Raw genomic sequence first — 18,612 nt, 5'->3', positions numbered from 1 at the left:
CCCCACGGACGTCCCGTCCGCCGATCCGGGGGTCGCCTCCCCCGACGGCTGTCGGGCAGATTTCAGGGTTCGGCCAGGGTCGTACGGACTGCCGCCGGGCCGCCGCGCCGGAGACCATGGACGTATGACGGATCAGCACCACGCGGCAGCGGGACGGAGGCCGGGCACGGAGCACGGCCCCGCCGCGGAAGAGGAACCGCGCGCGCCCGAGGGCCCGGACCCCGTCCGGGACGTCGGGCGCTTCCGGCGTGACCGGCGGCACAAGATGCTCGGAGGCGTCTGCGCAGGTCTCGGCCGGCAGTGCGACATGGACCCGGTGATCTTCCGGATCGTGCTCGCGGTGCTCTCCGCGACCGGGGGCCTCGGTCTGATCTTCTACGGCTTCGTATGGCTCCTCGTCCCCTACGACGACGAGGAGGAGAACGAGATCCGCAAGCTGCTGACCGGCCGCGTCGACGGACAGGGCCTGGCCGCGATCCTCTTCGCCCTGGTGGGCTGCGGGGTTTTCCTGTCGATGCTCAGGAACGGCGGGGTACTGACGTTCGCCGCCATCCTGTCGCTGCTCCTGGCCGGCGCGGGGTTCTGGTCGCGACAGCGCGGCGCCCCCGATCCCGACCCGCTCGCCGCGCAGGCGGTGGCCGACGCGCCGCCGGAGGCGACGGCGCCCCCCGTGCCCGACGCCCGTCCCTCCTGGTGGCGCGATCCCATCGTCAAGGACGGCACCCATGTGGGCGGTACCGGCTATCTGTGGGGACCCAGCGACACTCCGGTCCACGCGGCCGCGGCCGTCGGCGCCGACCGCCCGTCGTACGGGCAGCGGGCACGGGCCATGGCTCCGCCCAGATCACGGGGGCCGCGCTGGATCGGCGGCTGGACGTTCTTGTTCGCCCTGCTCGCGGGCGCTCTCGGCACCGGCCTGAGCTGGGACGACCGGACGCTCGGCACCAGTCTGCAGACGGGCCTGGCCAGTGCGCTCCTGACACTGGGGGCGGGCATCGCGCTCAGCTCGTTCCTGGGCCGTACGGGGGCCGGTTCCCTCTTCCTCGCCGTCCTCACGGCGGGGCTGCTCGCCGCCTCGGTGGCCCTGCCGAAGGACATCACCACGCACTGGACCCGCACGACCTGGGCACCGACCTCGGCGGCGGCCGTCCGGGAGACCTACGATCTGGGCACCGGTGTCGGCACCTTGGACCTCAGCCGTCTGGACCTCGCCCCGGGCCGGACGGTGACGACCCATGCCGAGGTGGGAGCGGGCCGGCTCGAGGTGGTGGTCCCGAAGGACGTCACGGTCGAGCTGAGGATCGACGCCGGTCTCGGAGACGTCCAGTTGCCCGGTGACTCCCAGAAGGACGTGGATGTGCAGCCCGACCGGCATGAACAGCTGACGCTCTCCCCCGCGCCGGGCACGAGGAGCAGGGGCACGCTGAACCTCGGACTCGAGGTCGGCGTGGGACAGGTGGAGGTGACCCGTGCTGCGTCATGAGTTCCAGCCCGGCCGACTGATCGCCGGCGCCGTCCTGACCGCCGCGGGTGTCGTCTACCTGGGCGCCGCGAACGGGGCCTGGGCAACGCCGTGGTTCGCGATCATCCCGATGGTCTGCGGCGGCCTCTGCCTCGCGGCCGTGACAGGCCTCGCGGCCCGGGCGATCCGCAGGGGACGCTCGGGCCGCACAAAACCGCTCACCGGACGTGGCGGCGCCGCGGCGCCGTAGACCGGGAGCGTTCGTCGAGGCCCTAGCGGTACTCGCCCGAGCGCCGCCGGCGCCGGGCGCGGATGGCGGCGTCCAGGGAGAGCACCGGGGCGCCGGCGAGGACCAGCGGGAGCCAGGCCATCAGGTAGGCCAGGTCGTTGCCGTAGTAGTACGGAGTGGACGCCCAGCTCACGGTCAGCCAGAGGCTCAGCGAGATGAGCGCACCGCCGAAGGCGGCGAGCCGGCTCAGCAGACCGATGAGCATGCCGATGCCGACGGCGAGTTCACCGAAGGCGATGGCGTAGCCGAAGCCCACGGGGTTCTTCAGCGCCATGTCGACCAGGGCCGGGATCGCCGACGAGTCACGCACGCTGCGCATCAGGTCACCTATCGAACCGGAGCCGGAGGCGTGCATGAAGGCGCTGTTGGTGAGCTTGTCGACACCCGCGTAGATGAAGGTGATCCCGAGGAAGATGCGCAAGGGGAGCAGTGCGTACCGCGTGGCGGTGTCCCGCCAGTCACGGCTGTCGTTGAGATAAGAGGTGTGGGAGTCCGTACGAATACCGTGAGCCATCCTGTGCGCCGCCTCTCGCCCGCCATGCCGTTGACCCCTCAACAGACCATACGTACGAAAGTCGGCTCCCGCTCAACCGCTACGCGTCTTTTTCGCCCCGTTGACGGGTACGCGTCGAAGCCCCGATGCCCGGGGCGCGGGTCTCCCGGCGGCGGGCGGGGTCATTCCGTCACATCGACGGCCACCCGGTTGGTCTCCACTCCCGCGGCGGTCACCACCTGTACCTCCACCCTTCCCGGCTCGACGTCCGCGGGTACGGGGACCGTGAGGAGCGAGTCCGTCGGATTGCTGAAGCCGCCGACGACCGGGACCAGCGGGACGTGGACGTGGACCGCTCCTATACGGACCACCATCCGGGACAGACGATCCGCCGACTGGGCGCCGGGCGGCACGAAACCGGCACCGCGGATCTCGATGTCGTCTCCGGTGCGGATCGGGGCGTCCAGATCGCCCGCCTCCCGCGCCCGGACCACGGAGAGAACCACCGGACGGCCGCCCTCCGCGAACTTCCCGGCGAAGTAGGTGGCCGCCGAGACCAGGACCAGCAGGGCGAGGCCCCAGGGCAGGTCGGGGAGCTGGTCGGGGCGTCGGGCCAGCCGCACCGCAGCGAAGACCAGGGCGACCGCGTTGATCACGACGTACTGCGTGTCCGCGAAGCTGCCGCGCCCCGAATCGTCCGTCAGCAGGTCGGCCGCCCTCGGCCGGTCGGCACGCACCTTCTGCAGGCGCTGGCCGAGGACCCGCAGCCCGACCACCCGACGCGCCAGGACCGCGATGCCGCACACGACCGCGACCACGGTCACCGCACCCGCTCCGCGCGCGAGGTCGAGACCGGCGATCAGCGCGTCCCGCCTGTCGTGCGCGGAGGCCATCGCCAGCTCGCCGGCCAGCATCAGCACCGCGTACACCACGAACAGCACCCAACTCGCCGCCACCGCGCGGGAGGTCGACAGCCGGTTGTCCTCTCCGACGACGGGGGCGAGCGCGCCGCCGCGCGCCTGGTGCAGATACCCGGCGGCGGTCAGCGCGGCACCCACCAGCAAGGCCGCGATCAGCCCCGCCGTCCGCGCTGCGGTCCACCCCGCGCCGATCGCCGTCAGTGCCTGGGCCAGCAGCAGGAAGCCCGTCACGGCCCACACCCAGGTCGCCGTACGCCGCCACAACCGGCCCAGCCAGGCCTCACCGTCGGCCCGGCTGCGTTCGGCGACGAGGTCCGCGGACTGGGTCAGTTCGTCGGACACCCACTGGCGGGAGGCGGACGCGGAGTGCGCGACGGCCGAGGGCAGTCCTCGCCCGGACGCGAACTCCTCGCGCTTCGCCAGGAACTCGGCGACCGCGCGCCGGTGCCCCTCGCGCACGCCGTGCGGGCAGTCCCCGCAGGTGCAGCCACCCTCGTGGGCGTCCCGGCCGCTGCCGCGTCCCGCGCCCTGCCTAGCCTCCTGCACCGCCACGCCCGCTGCCGCCTTCCCCGCGCCGGATCACCAAGTCGCACCCGTGACAACTGACGTGCGACGACAGCGAATTGTGCCGTACGGAACACGCCCCGCGTCCGCCAGGTCCGGTCAGCCCGGGTGAAAGAACGAATTTCCGGGTTGACCGGGGTCGAAAACGCCGTCGACCCGGCTGCGAGTATTCCGCAGGACCCCGACCGTCCGGCACGACGGGGGCCGGTCGCCGGCGTCCACCCGGTGCGGATCGCGCCGGGACGCGAGCGCCGGCGCGGCTCCGGAACCCGCACGGGCCGGGCGGGTTCCGGCCGGCGCGGCCGTCAGCTGAGCAGATCCGGTTCGCTCCGGCTGATGTCCTGCCACAGCGGCTGGTAGTTGATCCAGGCCACCAGATCACCGCCGAGCTGCTCCCGGGTCGCCACCGCCTGCCGGTGCTCGATCAGCACGGGCCGTCCGGCCGCCTTCGCGGTCAGCTGTACCTGGCACGAGCGCTCCATCGACATGAACCACCAGGCGGCCGCGTCCACCGAGTCCCCCACGGTCAGCAGCCCGTGGTTGCGCAGGACGAGCGCCTTGCGGGTGTCCAGGGCGGTCGCGATCCGGCGGCCCTCCTCGGCGTCCACGGCGACGCCCGTGTAGGCGTCGTACACCGCGTGGTCCTCGTAGAAGGCACAGGACTCCTGGGTGATGGGGTCCAGGAGATCACCGAGCGCGGCGAGGGCCCGTCCGTGCACGGAATGGCAGTGCGCGACCGCGACGACGTCCGGGCGGGCGGCGTGGACCTGGGCGTGCACCGTGAACGCCGCCTGGTTCACGTGGTACCGGCCCTCGATCACCTGCCCGTCCTGGTTGGCGAGCACCAGATCGCTCACGGTGACGTGCCGGAAGGGCATGCCGAACGGGTTCACCCAGAAGCAGTCGGTGAACTCGGGATCCCGTGCGGTGATGTGCCCGGAGACGCCGTCCTCGAAGCCGAGTCGCCCGAAGAGCCGCAGCGCTCCGGCCAGCCGCTCCTTGCGGTGCTGCCGCTCGTCGTCCGACGACTCGTGCATCGGCGGCATGGCGAACTGCAACCGGTCGGTGGGCAGGGGCAGCGGGGGGGTGGGCCCGTGCATGTGTCCTCCAGCACTGGGTTCCTGTACGCAGCGGAAGTTACCGTCGGTCGTCGCAGGAGAACAGAGTCGTTCGGTGAAGAGAGTGCGCAACCGTTACGCGCGGTGGGGGCACGGCCCGCGCCGAGCGCCGGGTGGAGGGCGAATCGTTCCTCATACCGGACAGAAGCTGTCGGGTATGCGCGGCAGAGTCGGTCCCATGAGCACCGAGAGCCCAACGCCCCCCGTGAACTGGTCCGTTTTCGTCACCGCTGCGCCGACCCTCGCCAGGACCGTCGAGGACCGGTTCGGCGCGTTCACCCATCACGTCCTCGCGACCCTGCGCAAGGACGGCTCGCCGCGCACCACCGGTCTCGAGGTCCGCTTCCTGGACGGCGAACTGTGGCTCGGCATGATGCCGGACTCGCTCAAGGCGCTCGACCTGCGCCGCGACCCGCGTTTCGCGCTCCAGGCCAACCCGGGGCCGGGCACCGGGATGGGCGGCGGCGATGTACGCATCGGCGGCCGGGCGATCGAGGTGACGGACCCGGGGACGAAGGCCGGGTATGTGAAAGAGGCGGAACCGCCGGAGCCGTTCCACCTCTTCCGCACCGAACTGACGGAGGTCGTGAGGACCCACGTCGAGGACGACACCTGTCTGGTCGTCGAGATCTGGAAGCCCGGAGAGCCGGTGCGCACTCTCAGGCGGACCTGACCCGGGAGGTCTCCCGGGTCACTCCCACTCGATGGTCCCCGGCGGCTTCGAGGTCACGTCGAGGACGACGCGGTTGACGTCGCGGACCTCGTTGGTGATCCGGGTGGAGATCTTCCCGAGCACGTCGTACGGAAGCCGCGACCAGTCGGCGGTCATGGCGTCCTCGGACGAGACCGGCCGTAGCACGATCGGGTGACCGTAGGTCCGGCCGTCACCCTGGACGCCGACACTGCGCACATCGGCGAGCAGAACCACCGGGCACTGCCAGATCTCGCGGTCGAGGCCGGCCGCCGTCAGCTCCTCGCGCGCGATGGCGTCGGCCTCGCGCAGCAGGTCGAGACGCTCCTTGGTCACCTCGCCCACGATGCGGATCCCGAGGCCGGGGCCCGGGAAGGGCTGGCGCTGGACGATCTCCTCCGGCAGGCCGAGCTCCTGGCCGACCATGCGGACCTCGTCCTTGAACAGCTTGCGCAGCGGCTCGATCAGCTGGAACTCGAGGTCCTCGGGGAGGCCGCCCACGTTGTGGTGGGACTTGATGTTGGCCGTCCCGGTGCCGCCGCCGGACTCGACCACGTCCGGGTACAGCGTGCCCTGGACGAGGAACTCGACCGGCTCCCCGCTCTCGCCGGCCTCGGCGATGATCTCCGCCTGGGCCTGCTCGAAGACGCGGATGAACTCCCGGCCGATGATCTTGCGCTTCTCCTCGGGGTCGGAGACGCCCTTGAGCGCGGTGAGGAACCGATCCTCGGCGTCGACGACCTTCAGCTGGACGCCGGTGGCGGCCACGAAGTCCTTCTCGACCTGCTCGGTCTCACCCTTGCGCATCAGGCCGTGGTCGACGTAGACGCAGGTCAGCTGGGAGCCGATGGCCTTCTGCACCAGGGCGGCGGCGACGGCGGAGTCCACGCCGCCGGAGAGCCCGCAGATGGCCCGCTTGGTGCCGACCTGCTCGCGGATCGCCTCGACCTGCTCCTCGATCACGTTGCCCGTGGTCCAGGTGGGGGTCAGGCCCGCGCCGCGGTAGAGGAAGTGCTCCAGCACCTGCTGGCCGTGCGTGGAGTGCATGACCTCGGGGTGGTACTGGACGCCGTACAGCTTCTTGTCGTCGTTCTCGAAGGCGGCGACCGGCACGACGTCCGTGGACGCCGAGACCGTGAAGCCCTCGGGGGCGGCGGAACAGGCGTCCCCGTGGGACATCCACACGGACTGCTCTGCCGGAGTGCCCTCGAAGAGGGTCGAGGAGGGACGCGACACGGCCAGAGCCGTACGGCCGTACTCGCGCGCTCCGGTGTTGTCCACCGTGCCGCCGAGGGCCTGGGCCATCAGCTGGAAGCCGTAGCACATGCCGAAGACGGGGACACCCGCCTCGAAGAGAGCGCGGTCGACGGTCGGGGCGCCCTCCTCGTAGACGGACGAGGGACCGCCGGAGAGGATGATCGCCGCCGGGTTCTTCGCGAGCATCTCCTCGACCGGCATGGTGCTCGGGACGATCTCGCTGTAGACCCGGGCCTCACGGACGCGACGGGCGATGAGCTGGGCGTACTGCGCGCCGAAGTCGACGACCAGGACGGTGTCGGGGGCGGCGGCAGCGGAGGTCGCTGATGACACGTGTTGCCTTCCGGCGGCTTGACAGGGGGCTGTGCCACCGATTCTAACGGGGTGGGCGCGGGTGACCCCCGTCTCACGATACGAGCCTGTTTGGACCCCGGCGCCGCCCCGGGCATACTGGGCGCATGCTCGCGCACACGATCTTCGTCTTTACCTATGGCAACCGGCCCGCCGGCTGCCATGGTCGTGCTGCTTGAGCCACTGACAAGCGACTTCCGAGGCGCCCCGGGCCGTTACGGTCCGGGGCGCCTGGCGTTTGCGGACCGTGCCGATCCGGGACACCTCATCCCGACCCCCCGTGAGGAGCCCCCGCCATGACCGCTACCGCCAGCGAGCAGACGACCGCCGAGAAGACCGGCGCCCACACCCCCGAGGCCGCCGACGTGATCAACGGCGCCCGCGAGCGCATCGACACGCTCGACGACCGCATCATCGGCCTCATCCAGGAGCGCGTGGCCGTCTCCGCCGTCGTCCAGGAGGCCCGTATCTCCTCGGGCGGCCGGCGTGTGAACCTCTCCCGCGAGATGGAGATCCTCGGCCGCTACCGGGAGGCTCTCGGCAAGCCCGGCACGTCCCTCGCCATGACCCTTCTGGAGCTGTGCCGGGGCCGTATCTGAAGGCTCGGGCGGATCCGCCTGCGACGAACGTCCGCTGCACTCACGTTCGTATGCCCTCTCACCCGTACGGCGCGTGACCGCCACCCCACGAAGTTCGTTGTGCCCGGTGTCCGTGTCAGCCAGGGGCGGGCCCGAGAGAACCACGCGTGGCTCCGCTGGGGTGATGAGACGTACGGATCGTGCCGTGCGTCGTGGGACCTCGCCCCAGGGATGTGACCGGACGGCAGGGGACAGCAGCCCGGTCACCCAGAGAACGGTCGGCTCCGGGGACGCCCGGGGCCGACCGGCGGAATCCCGTCGAGGTCGGTCGAAGCGGTTGCGGAGGCCGTGTTCCGACCAGCATCGAGCCCGCCGGCCGACCGGCGCACACAGACAAGCGGCGCAACCCCCCGGCGCCGCTCATGGCACCGACGCCGCCCTGACGTCGGTGCTGACGAACGAAGGGCCCCGCGGTCCTCCCCGCGTCGTTGACGACGAACAGGGGACCCCCTCGCCGCGGGGCCCTTCGTCTGCCGCCGGACGGCGTCTGCACCCCGCGTCCGCCTCGACCCTGACCGGGTTTCGGCCATTCGCCGTCGATGTGACCCAGGCCACATAAAAACTGTGTGAACCCCGTGCAACCGTTCACATGCCCCACGGGTCACACCTACCGAATCAAGGGCCACGACCCGCGCCCCACACGCGGAGGCCTCCCCCCAGTTTGCGCCGTGTCTCTCACGGCACACCTGACTTCTCGAGGTCTTCATGAAGCTTCGTCGCGTTCTGGTCGCCGCGGCGGCGACCACCGCCATAGCACCACTCGCGCTCGTGTCGGCGCCGGCCGTGTTCGCGGACGACGCGCCCAGCACGGACACGAACACCAGCGTCGTCACGACCGCCCCGGAGACGACGCCCGAATCGACTCCTCCCACCACGGAGCCCGAGTCGACCCCGCCGACCTCGGCGCCGGCGACCTCCGACACGGCGACCACGCCGGGGACGGCGGCGCCCGCCTCGCAGACGGCCGACAACCCGACCGGCTCGACCCCGACGCAGTCGGCACCCGTCTCCACCCCGCCGGCCTCCGCCACGCCCTCGACCGAGCCGTCCGAGCCCGCCGACCTCTGCACCGACGAGGACGGCAACGACACCACCCAGCTCAGCGCCGATCTGCGCAGCGGTCTGTCGGGCCTGCCCGAGACGATCGTCGCGGGCAGCGGCTGGAAGGCGTTCTCGTTCAACGTCTCCAACCACGGCGACAACGAGATCAAGGACATCAAGCCGCTCATCGGTGTCGCCGCGGAAGGCTGGGACGGGAAGGACTACTCCGGCAAGATCGCCGTCGAGGTCTTCGACTCGGCGAGCGGCACGTGGCACACGGTCGCGGACGCCGCGGGCGAGGGTGGCACGTTCCCCGCGTTCTCGCTCGGCGCCGGTCAGTCGACCTCGTTCAAGCTGCGGCTGAGCGTCAGCGGCAAGGTGCCGGACGCCATCGGCGTGACCGGCGGCTTCGCCCAGTACTCGGACGCCGAGGGCTGCTGGATGGCCGATGACCCGAAGGGCTGGATCTACTTCTTCGACATCCTCGCCGCGGGCTCCGACGCCGGTCACCCGAACGAAGCCAAGCCGCAGACCGGCGGCTCCCTCACCGAGGTGAGCGAGGTCGACGCCACGGGCAGCCTCGCCGAGACCGGCTCCAGCTCCGCCCTGCCCATGATCGCCCTGGTCGGCGGTATCGCGGTCGTCGCCGGTGGCGGTGCCGTGTTCGCGGTGCGGCGCCGGAAGACGGGTGGTCAGGCCGCGTAAGGCCTGAAGGACCGCCGCACAGACTGCGTCAGGCGTCCCGAGCGCCTCGCACACAAGAAGAAGGACCTGGGCTCGGAGGGGGGCTCAGGTCCTTCTTCTTCGGTTCCGCTACTTCTTCGGCGGCACCGCCGGCATTCCGAGGAACGGCAGTCGCAGCGCCCCGAACGCCTCCACCGGCACCGCCGGATGCAGGGGTTCCACCGGCTTGAGGCGTTCGTACCCCGCGCCCTGTGCCGGACGCGGGTCGAGCTCCCCCTTGTTCGGCCAGTACGACATCGCCCGCTCGGCCTGGGCCGTGATCGTCAGCGAGGGGTTGACGCCCAGGTTCGCGGACACCGCGGCCCCGTCGACCACCGAGATGCCGGGGTGGCCGAACAGCCGGTGGTACGGATCGATCACTCCCTCCTCGTGCGAGGCGCCGATCGGGCAGCCGCCGAGGAAGTGGGCGGTCAGCGGGGTGCCCATGAGCTCACCCACGTTGCTGCCGGGAAAGCCGTTGATCTCCTCGGCGATCGCGGACGCCGCCGTCGAGGCGGTCCTGATCTGCTTGGGGTTCGGGGCGCCGTGCCCCTGCCGGGCGGTCAGCAGTCCCTTGCCGGGACCCTTCGGCTTCAGATAGGTCGTCAGGGAGTTGTCCAGCGACTGCATCACCAGGCCGATGATGGTCCGCTCCGACCAGCGGCGGTTGGACAGGGACCGGACCAGCAGCCACGGGTGGCGCGCCACGTTGGCGAGCCAGGCCAGGGCGCGCGAGGAGCCGTCCGCGTAGGGGACCTGGAGGATCGACAGTCCGCCCATCGCGTTCGACCCCTTGCCGTAGCGGACCGGCTCGATGTGCGTGTCCCCGTCCGGGTGGATCGAGGACGTGATCGCCACACCCTGCGTGAAGTCGGCCTTGGCCCCGCCGTGCGCCTTGCGGTAACGGCGGTCGTCCGTCTGGGCGCCGACCAGCGCCTCGGAGTTGGTGCGGGTCAGCTCGCCCAGCCGGTCCGAGATCCGGGGCAGCTGGCCGTTGGTCTTCATGCGGTGCAGCAAGGTCTGCGTCCCGTAGGTACCCGCCGCGACGACGACCTGCCGCGCCTTGAACAGCCGCCCCTCGCCCTTGCGTTTGTCGTCCGTCGGCAGGGTCGCGACGGCGTATCCGCCCTGCGAGTCGTCCGTGACCGACACGACCGTCGTCATGGGGTGGACGACCGCACCGGCCTTCTCGGCCAGGTAGAGGTAGTTCTCGTTCAGGGTGTTCTTCGCGCCGTGGCGGCAGCCCGTCATGCACTCGCCGCATTCGGTGCAGGCCCGGCGGGCGGGTCCGGCGCCGCCGAAGTACGGGTCCGGGACCTCCTCGCCGGGCGTGACCGTGACCGTGCCGTCCGCGTCCTCGCCGTCGCCGAAGAAGACGCCGACCGGCGCCATGTGGAAGGTGTCGCCCACGCCCATCCGCTCGGCGGCCGCCTTGAGATGGACGTCCGACGGCGTGAGGGTCGGGTTGAGCCGCACGCCCAGCATGCGCCGCGCCTGGTCGTAGTACGGCTTCAACTCCTCCTGCCAGTCGGTGATCCCCTTCCACTGCGGGTCGTCGAAGAAGGCCTTGGGCGGGACGTAGAGGGTGTTGGCGTAGTTGAGGGAGCCGCCGCCGACCCCGGCGCCCGCGAGCACCATCACATTGCCCAGCAGGTGGATGCGCTGGATGCCGTACATACCCAGGGCCGGCGCCCACAGGTAGTTCCTGAGATCCCAGGAGTTCTTCGGCAGCGACTCACGCGTGAAGCGGCGGCCTGCCTCCAGGACACCCACCCGATAGCCCTTCTCGGTCAGACGCAGCGCGGTGACCGAACCGCCGAAGCCTGAGCCGACGACGACGACGTCGTAGTCGTAGGCGTCGTCGCCCTGATCGCGGACGGAGTTCTCCTGTGACACGTGCTCTCCTCGTCGAGAGTTGGTGCTGTCTAGCGGAGGCGGAACGCCTTCATCACCCGAAGGCTGCGGCTCATGAACGCCGCGTACTTCTCGTCGTCCATGCCGAGCGACGGCGCCATCGGCAGCAGCCGCTGATGGGCCACGGTCTGGGCCTCGGTGTACTTGAGAATGCCCTCGGAGCCGTGGCGCCGGCCGAGCCCCGAGTCCTTCATGCCGCCCATCGGTGACTGGACGCTGCCGTACGCGGGCGCATAGCCCTCGTTGACGTTGACCGTGCCGGTGCGCAGCCGGGCGGCGACCGCGCGGCCGCGTCGCCCGTCCTTCGTCCACACGGAGGAGTTCAGGCCGTACGCCGTGGAGTTGGCGCGCTCGACCGCCTCGTCCTCCGTCCTGAAACGGTAGATCGACACGACCGGGCCGAAGGTCTCCTCCGCGCAGACCGACATGGGCGCCTCGACCCCGTCGAGGATGGTGGGCTCGTAGAAGTAGGGACCGATGTCCGGGCGGGCGACCCCGCCGGCCAGCACCTTCGCGCCCTTGGCCTGGGCTTCCTCGACATGCCGGGTCACGGTCTGCAACTGCCGCTCGCCGACCAGCGAACCCATGTCCGCGCCGTACGCGAGGGACGTGCCGAGCCGCAGCGCCCTGGTGCGGGCCGCGAAACGCTCCAGGAAGGCGTCCGCGATCGATTCGTGGACGTACAACCGCTCGATGGAGATGCAGAGTTGGCCGGCCGAGGAGAAGCAGGCGCGCACGGCGCCTGCGGCAGCCTTCTCGATGTCGGCGTCCTCGAGGACCAGCATGGCGTTCTTGCCGCCGAGTTCGAGCGAGACTCCGACGAGACGGGCGGCGGCGCCCTGGGCGACCTCACGGCCGGTGCGGGTGGAACCGGTGAAGGAGACGTAGTCGGCGTGCCGGACGACCTCCGGGCCGACGACCGGGCCGTCGCCGATGACGATCTGGAACACCTCGGCGGGCAGCCCCGCCTCGATCAGCAGGTCCCGTGCCCACAACGCGGTCAGGCAGGTCTCCGTGTCGGGCTTCATCACAACGGCGTTGCCCGCGACGAAGGCCGGGAGCGCGTCGCCGACCGACAGTTCCAGGGGGTAGTTCCAGGGTGCGATCTGGCCGACGACGCCCCGCGGATGGCGCAGTTCGGTGACGCGGGTCAGGGTGGGCACGGCGCCCGTGTGCCGCTTGGGACCCAGGTACGAGGGCGCCTTGCGGCCGTAGTGGCGGGACGCGACGGCGACGGCCTGCACCTCCTCGTGGGCGTGCAGGCGCGCCTTGCCGGTCTCCAGCTGGATCAGGTCCAGGACCTCGGCCTGGCGCTCCAGCACCAGGTCGTGGAAGCGCAGCAGGACGGCGGCGCGCTGCCGCACGGGCGTCGCCGCCCACGTCGGCTGGGCCTTGCGGGCCTGCGCGAACGCCTCGGCCACGTCCTCGGGCGTGGACTCGGGCAGGTCCGCCAGCTTCTCACCGGTGAACGGCGTGTGGTTGGCGGTGCGGCCGGAGCCGACCACTCCCTTGGTGAGCTGGGCCACCAGCTCGGGCGTGACCACGTCGACGGCGGTGCGGGCGCCGGCGGGGGACGGCGCGAGGGGATTGGTGCCGGCCGTGCCCGAACCGGTCTTGTCGGTGGCCTTCTCCGGGGCCTGCGAGTCCGTCATGACGCGCAGGGTATGACGGGTCGGAGGGTTTGGGTACCCGTCGGTAACGGGCTTTCACGGGGTGTCCACACCGCGCCAGTGACCGCTGGCAGCAAATGCGCTGATCAGGGCGTTGTCAGGAGATCACCGCGCCGGTGGCGACTTTCGGGCGGGCCCTGGCCCGGGGCCCCCCGTCCGCGGCGAGAACGCCGGACGCACTTCGCTACAACCTGTCGACGCCCAGGTTCGCGATCGCCGTGCGCGCCACCTCACGTCCGCGCTCCGTGAAGTCGCCGTCGCCGGGGTAGCCGACGGTGAGCTTGTACATGTCGCCGGCCGAGTTCTTGTAGTAGAAGATCTTCAGCTCGCGCGGAAGCGGATTCCGGCTGTCGTTCGTCGTATAGGCAACCGTGTTCTGCGCGGCCGGCCGGCCTCGGTAGCGGATCACCTCCGGGTGCGTCTTCTTCGGACCCGATGCCATCTGCAGTTCGTAGGCGCCGCTGTCCTTGAACTCGCCGTTCTCCGCGTACATCTCGGCCGCCGAGGAGTCCTTGATCTGATGGGAGCTGTCCTCGGACCCCCGCGCCAGATGCAGCACGACCGAGATGCTGCCGCTCAGATCGGAGTACGTCACCCAGTTCTTGTCGGTGTCGTCCTTCGCGGGCCTGTACACCCGGTAGTTCGCGGGCACCGCGAGCGTCGCGCCCAGCGCCTTCTCCCGGTGCTGCTTCCAGCCGTCCGGCAGCGGCCCCGCGAACGGGTCCGCGACGACCAGAGCGATCACCGCCGCCGCCGCTACGACCGCGGCGCCGATCCCGAGCAGCGCCTTGCGGCCGAGACGCACGCCTCGGCCGCCGGGGACGGTGAGCGGCACACCCTGCGTCGGCTGCGGCTCTCTCACCGCCTCCTGCAGCAGACGCCGGACCTCGGCCGCGTCCGGGCGTCGCTCGGGCTCCTTGGTCAGCAGGCCGTTGATCACGTCGGCGAGCGGACCGCGGGCCGGGGCCGTCGGAGTGGCGTGGAGGACGGACTGGAGAGTGGCGGGGGTGTTGGCGCGGCGGAACGGCGAGACACCCTCCGTCGCCGCGTACAGCACCACACCGAGCGACCACAGATCGGACGCCGGCCCGGGGCGCCGGCCCAGCACCCGCTCCGGCGCGATGTACTCGGGCGAGCCGACGAAGCCACCCGTGTCCGTCAGATTCGTCTCGCCCTCGATCTGCGCGATGCCGAAGTCGGTCAGCACGACCCGGTCGTACCGGCCGAGCAGGACGTTGGCGGGCTTCACATCGCGGTGCAGGATGCCCGCCGCGTGCGCGGCCTCCAGCGCGCCGAGCACCTCGAGGCCGATCCTCGCCGCCTCGCGCACCCCGAGCGTGCCCTCCTGGAGTACATCGCCCAGGGACCGGCCCTGCACCAGCTCCATCACGATCCAGGGCCTGCCGTCGACGACCGCCACGTCGTGCACGTTCACGACGGAGGGATGGTCCAGACGCGCGGCGGCCCGTGCCTCACGGCGCATCCGCTCGTAGGCGTTGGCCTGTTCGCGCTCGGGGAGGTGGTCGGGGACCCTCGGTTCCTTGACGGCCACCTCACGGTCCACCGTCTCGTCCTTGGCCCGCCACACCGTGCCCATGCCCCCGTGGCCGAGCTTGGCGAGCAGCCGGTAGCGGCCTGCGACGAGCCGCCCGGCCCCCGGCTCCCGCGGCGCGTCCGGTGCGACCCGGGTGGGGACGGCCTGGGGCTGGGAGGTCGCCTGCGGTTGCGGCTGTGCGTACGGGTTTCCCGGGTACGGCACGCCGGGCCGCGGCGCCTGCAGTCCGAAACTCGTCGGCTCGTCGGGCCGTTGAGGCCCTCCCCCGTATGTGCTCATGCGCTCATGCTTATCGTGCGGGCGCTCCTTCAGCCACCCCCCGTCCCACACCGGTCACAGACCCGTGACGCACCGGGTGAGATGTCTCCGGTTCAGGACGGGACGAACGTGTCCACCGCGACGTCGAAGTACTCCTTCGCCTCCCGCACCTTCCCGACCGGCGCCGACACCCACACGTCGTACATCCGGCCGCCCTGCTCCCAGCACAGGTCGTAGGTGTGCCGCGGGCCCTCGGCCGCGGAGAAGCCGTTCCAGGTGAACTCCCAGAGCGCCGCCGGGTTCCCGCCGTGCGACGTGCCGACGACCCGGCCGTCCCGGTAACCCGGGTTGTTGTCCGGCCCGTCGGCGGCCGAGCGCCGCATCACCGCGAGCGGGCCGCCCTCTTCGGGTTCGGCCGCCTTGATGCCGATGCGGAACGTCCGGCCGGGCGACATGTAGAAGATCCGCTCGCCCTGCGGGACACGCGTGAACCCTTCCGGCACGGCGAGCGAGAACCTTCCCGCGTCCCGTATGCGCCGGTACCCGGAGGGCGCCCCGGGTACCGGGGCCGATGCCGCAGGAGACGCCGGGGCCGAGGAGGGCGGGCGCGTCACCGTCACCGTGGGGGCGGGCGCGGACCCCAGGCCGGACGGCTCCGTGCCCACCGATGTACGCGGCGGCGACGAACTCGCGGGCGTGCCGGGGGCGCCACCGCCGTCGCGCAGCAGCAGCGCAGCCGCCGAGACGCCTGCTCCGGCCATCGCCGCGACCAGCGCGGCCGCGACCAGGGCGCCCCGTGCGGACGGCTTGCCCGCCGTGGATCCGGCTCCCGCCTGCCGCGCGGCCGCCTCGCGCCCGTCCCACGGGACCGGCGGCACGACGCGCCGGGGCATGTCCCGCTGCGTCGGTGTGTACGCCACCGGCACCCTCGGCGTCCGTCCGGTCTCCAGGAACTCCCGCAGCAGCCGCTCCGCCTCCGCTCCGTCCAGACGCCGGCCCGGATCGCGCTCCAGCAGCCCTCGTACGACGGGAAGGATCGGCTGAGCCTGCGCGGGAGGCCGGATCTCGTCGACGACCACCGCATGCAGGATCCCGCCCAACGAGTCCCGCCGGAACGGCGACTCGCCGCTGAGCACGGCGCACAGCAGCGCACCCAGTGACCACAGATCGGACTCGGGCCCGGTGCGCACCCCGGACATCCGCTCGGGCGCGGTGTACTCGGGCGAGCCGACGAAGGAGCCGCTCTCGGTGAGCGTGGTGGCGCCCTCGACCTGCGCGATACCGAAGTCGGTGAGGACGACGCGGTCGGTCTCCGCCTCCATCAGCACGTTCGCGGGCTTGAGGTCGCGGTGCAGCACACCCGATTCGTGCGCGCGGCGCAGCGCGCCCAGCAGGGCGATGCCGATCCGGGCGGCCTCGCGCGCGTCGACGGGTCCGCGGTCGGCCAGGCGCTCGGCGAGCGAGCCTCCGACGATCAGCTCCATCACGATGTAGGGACGCTCGTCGTGCTCGACGACGTCGTGCACGACGATGATGTGCGGGTGCCGCAACTGCGCGACCGCGCGCGCCTCCCGCAGGGTGCGCTCGCGCTGCAGCCGGGCCTCTTCGGTGGAGAGCGAGGTGTCGAGGACGAGCTCCTTGACCGCGACCTGCCGGCCGAGCAACTCGTCGGTCGCCCGCCAGACGACGCCCATGCCGCCCCGGCCGATCCGCTCCTGAAGCCGGTAGCGGCCCGCTATCACACGGACGTGTCCCCCCTCGGTCCCCATGAGCCCCATGATGCCGCACGGGACACGAACCCTCCCGGACGCTGTCGTCACAGTGGCCGACAAGCGACGCAAGAGGGCGTACGGACGAGGTGCGGTGGACGTTCGGGGGCGCACGAGGGGGCGTGCTGGCCCCGGCCGTCAGCCGGTCGGCTGACGCCAGGCCCTCAGCAGCACGTCGAACTGCTTGCGCATCGTGTCCCAGTCCTCCGCCGGACCGGACATGTAGATGGCGTACTCGACTCCGTTGCGGCCGATGTACGTCTCCTCGATGTCATGGCGCGGACCGGGGAACGGCGTCACCGCGGTGAACGTGAACTCCCATTCGGAGCCTGGGCAGTCGCGGTAGATGTTCTTGTGCAGCGTCACCCGGTTGTAGTCGGTCAGCCCCTGAATCTGCTGTTCGAGGTCGACCTGGTGCTCGTACGACTCGTCGAAGTCCGGCGAGTCGTCGATGGCTATGCGGATGAAGTGCCGGCCGCCGTCGGGCGTGTAGTCGGTCTGGAAGGAGTCGTACTTCTTGCGCTTCCACTGCTTGCCCGGAAGGGCGATGGTGAAGCCCACCACCGGATCCTTCTTGCGCACCCACCCGTCGGGCAGGCCGCTCCCGGCCTGCTGCGAACCCTGGGCGGGCGAGGCCGAGGTGGAGGTGGAGGTGGAGGTGGAGGTGGAGGTGGAACCGACGGACAGGCCGGTACCGGTGTCCCGGTCGGCGAACCAGTTCACGGCCACCGCGCCCGCCGCGCCGACGACCGCGGCCACCGCGAGGACCAGCGCGACCGTGCGGCCGCGGCGCCGCGCACGCGGTGCGGGCGGCGCCGCGGGCTGAAGCCGGGTGCGCCCGACCGCCTGGGCCTCGTGCTCCTCGCGCCGCCCCGGGGAGTTCACCGTGGTGTCCTCGCGGTGCGGCAGGTCGACGTGCTGCGTCGATACGTACTCCTGTGCCGACCTCGGCCGCCGTCCCTCGGCGGCCTCGGCCAGCATCTGCTCCAGCTGTGCCGCGCCCGGCCGGTGCACCGGATCCTTGCTCAGCAGGGCCGCGATCACCGGGCCCAGCGCACCCGCGAACTGCGGCGGCGCCGGGTTCTCGTCCACCACGGCCTGCATGGTGGTCAGCGGCGAGGTGCGGCGGAACGGCGACCTGCCCTCCACCGCCGTGTACAGGGTGGCGCCGAGCGCCCAGAGGTCGGAGGCGGGGCCCGGGTCGTGGCCGCGGACCCGCTCGGGTGCGAGGTAGTCGACGGACCCGACGATCTCCCCCGTGCGCGTGATGGTCGAGTCGCCCTCGACCTGCGCGATGCCGAAGTCGGTGAGCAGCACACGTCCGTCGGTGGCGAGCAGCACGTTGCCCGGCTTCACGTCGCGGTGGAGGACGCCCGCCGCGTGCGCGGCGCCCAGCGCGCGCAGGACCCACAGCCCGATGCGCGCCGCCTCGGGTGCCTCGATACGGCCGCGTTCCTTGACCGCGTCCGCCAGCGAGCCGCCCTCGACCAGCTCCATGACGATCCAGGGCCGGTTGTCGTGCTCCAGGACGTCGTGGATGGTGACGACGGCGGAGTGGTTGATACGCGCGGCGGCCCTGGCTTCGGCGTGGGTCCGGGCGAGCAGTACCGCACGGTCACTTTCCGTGACGTACAGGGCGGCCGTCAGTTCCTTGATGGCGACAGCCCGGTGCAGCACCTCGTCGTGGGCGCGCCACACCCGGCCCATGCCGCCGCTGCCGATGGAATCGACGAGCCGGTAGCGGCCCGCGAGGAGCAGGCCCTGCATCTGATTCACGTTTCCCCGCAATGCTCTTGACGAGGTCACATTAAAGAGGGGCCCCCACCCAGGGAACCGGCGGGGGCGGAACGGAGACCGCACTGTGACGGTTCTCCCTTCCACGTACGGGACGGAACCACC

The 18,612-nt window shown here is 71.4% G+C and carries 14 protein-coding genes; 5 read left to right on the top strand and 9 right to left on the bottom strand.

Annotated elements, in window-relative coordinates:
- The first annotated feature begins 124 nt into the window (after positions 1 to 124).
- Both ADL25_RS09650 and ADL25_RS09645 read left to right on the top strand, forming a co-directional pair.
- Entirely contained in the window at positions 125 to 1,483 is a 1,359-nt protein-coding gene (locus tag ADL25_RS09650) for a PspC domain-containing protein (protein ID WP_059127239.1), read from the top strand.
- Positions 1,470 to 1,712 (top strand): hypothetical protein, encoded by a 243-nt coding sequence (locus tag ADL25_RS09645; RefSeq protein ID WP_059127238.1) that lies wholly within the window; start codon positions 1,470 to 1,472, stop codon positions 1,710 to 1,712. Before ADL25_RS09650 ends, ADL25_RS09645 begins: the two co-directional genes overlap by 14 nt.
- A 22-nt stretch (positions 1,713 to 1,734) precedes the next feature.
- On the opposite strand, the gene ADL25_RS09640 is transcribed toward ADL25_RS09645, so the two are convergent.
- The 3 genes from ADL25_RS09640 to ADL25_RS09630 all read right to left on the bottom strand — a co-directional run bounded on the left by ADL25_RS09640 (position 1,735) and on the right by ADL25_RS09630 (position 4,828).
- Entirely contained in the window at positions 1,735 to 2,265 is a 531-nt protein-coding gene (locus ADL25_RS09640) for a DoxX family protein (RefSeq protein ID WP_059127237.1), read from the bottom strand.
- A gap of 161 nt (positions 2,266 to 2,426) precedes the next feature.
- Positions 2,427 to 3,716, bottom strand: a complete 1,290-nt coding sequence (locus tag ADL25_RS09635; RefSeq protein WP_059127236.1) for a hypothetical protein — start codon at positions 3,714 to 3,716, stop codon at positions 2,427 to 2,429.
- Positions 3,717 to 4,033: 317 nt separating this feature from the next.
- Positions 4,034 to 4,828, bottom strand: coding sequence for a class II aldolase/adducin family protein (locus ADL25_RS09630; protein ID WP_059127235.1), 795 nt, complete (start codon positions 4,826 to 4,828; stop codon positions 4,034 to 4,036).
- A 196-nt stretch (positions 4,829 to 5,024) separates the two neighbouring features.
- On the opposite strand from ADL25_RS09630, the gene ADL25_RS09625 reads away from it, so the two are divergent.
- The gene (locus ADL25_RS09625; RefSeq protein ID WP_059127234.1) at positions 5,025 to 5,519 is read left to right on the top strand and encodes a pyridoxamine 5'-phosphate oxidase family protein; all 495 of its coding nucleotides are present in this window, start codon (positions 5,025 to 5,027) and stop codon (positions 5,517 to 5,519) included.
- Between the two features lie 18 nt (positions 5,520 to 5,537).
- Here the strand turns inward: ADL25_RS09625 and guaA are convergent, their stop codons facing one another.
- Entirely contained in the window at positions 5,538 to 7,127 is a 1,590-nt protein-coding gene (gene guaA, locus ADL25_RS09620; protein WP_059127233.1) for a glutamine-hydrolyzing GMP synthase, read from the bottom strand.
- Between the two features lie 314 nt (positions 7,128 to 7,441).
- Between guaA and ADL25_RS09615 the strand changes: the two genes are divergently transcribed.
- Both ADL25_RS09615 and ADL25_RS09610 read left to right on the top strand, forming a co-directional pair.
- On the top strand, positions 7,442 to 7,744 hold the full coding sequence (locus ADL25_RS09615) for a chorismate mutase (RefSeq protein ID WP_059127232.1): 303 nt from the start codon (positions 7,442 to 7,444) through the stop codon (positions 7,742 to 7,744).
- A gap of 744 nt (positions 7,745 to 8,488) precedes the next feature.
- Positions 8,489 to 9,529, top strand: coding sequence for an LAETG motif-containing sortase-dependent surface protein (locus ADL25_RS09610; protein WP_059127231.1), 1,041 nt, complete (start codon positions 8,489 to 8,491; stop codon positions 9,527 to 9,529).
- 108 nt (positions 9,530 to 9,637) lie between these two features.
- Here the strand turns inward: ADL25_RS09610 and ADL25_RS09605 are convergent, their stop codons facing one another.
- From ADL25_RS09605 to ADL25_RS09585, 5 genes are all read right to left on the bottom strand, one after another.
- Positions 9,638 to 11,443: a GMC family oxidoreductase gene (locus ADL25_RS09605; RefSeq protein WP_059127230.1), complete on the bottom strand. Its 1,806-nt coding sequence runs from the start codon at positions 11,441 to 11,443 to the stop codon at positions 9,638 to 9,640.
- A gap of 29 nt (positions 11,444 to 11,472) precedes the next feature.
- Positions 11,473 to 13,113 carry a succinic semialdehyde dehydrogenase gene (locus ADL25_RS09600; protein WP_059127229.1) on the bottom strand — a complete coding sequence of 547 codons (1,641 nt, stop codon included), beginning with the start codon at positions 13,111 to 13,113 and terminating at the stop codon, positions 11,473 to 11,475.
- Between the two features lie 202 nt (positions 13,114 to 13,315).
- On the bottom strand, positions 13,316 to 14,965 hold the full coding sequence (locus tag ADL25_RS09595) for a serine/threonine-protein kinase (protein ID WP_079050265.1): 1,650 nt from the start codon (positions 14,963 to 14,965) through the stop codon (positions 13,316 to 13,318).
- A 92-nt stretch (positions 14,966 to 15,057) separates the two neighbouring features.
- Positions 15,058 to 16,713, bottom strand: a complete 1,656-nt coding sequence (locus ADL25_RS09590) for a serine/threonine-protein kinase (protein WP_059127228.1) — start codon at positions 16,711 to 16,713, stop codon at positions 15,058 to 15,060.
- A 138-nt stretch (positions 16,714 to 16,851) separates the two neighbouring features.
- On the bottom strand, positions 16,852 to 18,480 hold the full coding sequence (locus ADL25_RS09585) for a serine/threonine-protein kinase (protein ID WP_059127227.1): 1,629 nt from the start codon (positions 18,478 to 18,480) through the stop codon (positions 16,852 to 16,854).
- Positions 18,481 to 18,612: the final 132 nt, after the last annotated feature.

Source organism: Streptomyces sp. NRRL F-5122 (assembly GCF_001507435.1).
Lineage (GTDB): Bacteria > Actinomycetota > Actinomycetes > Streptomycetales > Streptomycetaceae > Streptomyces > Streptomyces lannensis.
This window is presented reverse-complemented; position numbering and strand designations above follow the sequence as displayed.